This window comes from Psychromonas antarctica, from assembly GCF_022267535.1.
Lineage (GTDB): Bacteria > Pseudomonadota > Gammaproteobacteria > Enterobacterales > Psychromonadaceae > Psychromonas > Psychromonas antarctica.
Genome location: NZ_JAHNZV010000277.1, coordinates 1 through 759, shown reverse-complemented (window position 1 = coordinate 759; position 759 = coordinate 1). Strand labels below are relative to the sequence as shown.

At 34.9% G+C, this 759-nt stretch carries 1 protein-coding gene; it reads right to left on the bottom strand.

Translation table 11 applies throughout. The annotated features are described in order from the left end of the window. Nucleotides 1-226: 226 nt before the first annotated feature. A complete protein-coding gene (locus KSO91_RS17465; protein ID WP_238744284.1) occupies nt 227-526 on the bottom strand; it encodes a hypothetical protein in 300 nt (99 codons plus the stop codon). Between the last annotated feature and the right edge of the window lie 233 nt (nt 527-759).

The following is a 759-nucleotide window of genomic DNA, read 5'->3' as shown; positions in this document are numbered from 1 at the left end:
AACCGACGAAATTACTTGCTTCATTCTGTACGTTAATTCTCTTATTAACAGAGAAAATCGATAGGCTCTAAATAAATGGGCAGGGAAAAGTAATATTTAACTTGACGTGGGAAGTCATACCAACGCCCCTATTAACGGGCAAAATATAGTTGGCTAAAATATTTGAGGAACGAAAATAGCCAACTATATTTTGTCCTGTTGAATGGCTTGTTAATTTGCCATAATGCTAAATCTGTTGCTTATTCTTAATAAAGGCACAAGTAAAAGCTTTGATAGCAATGTATATAGTTCCTTGCCAAAAAACAAACAAAAATAACCAACCAAATAGAGTTAAAGAACAAATTCCCCAACCACAATTACCATTACTTTCCAAAAGCCACGGAACACCAACAGCATTAAATGACCAAATAGGAATATAAATCATCATGAATGTGACAGTTAAGAAAAATTCAGGCGCAGCAGGCACATAGCCTATCAACCAAATGAAGTAGATAATTATAGACGTAAATAGATATTTTTTAGTCAATCGTATTCCTCATCCTCATTACTGTACGATGCATAATGCAGGGCAATTTAGACATAATGACTTCCCACTAAGGTGCTAGCCTCTACCGTGGGTTAGTTTTACAACTAGAGCCATAATATATATATCAATAATATAACGTGGAGGCTAGCATGAATAAACATAGCATACTTTTCATTGGGTTAGATACTCACAAAACATTTACTGAGATTGCATATATCGAAGATGAGCGCGGT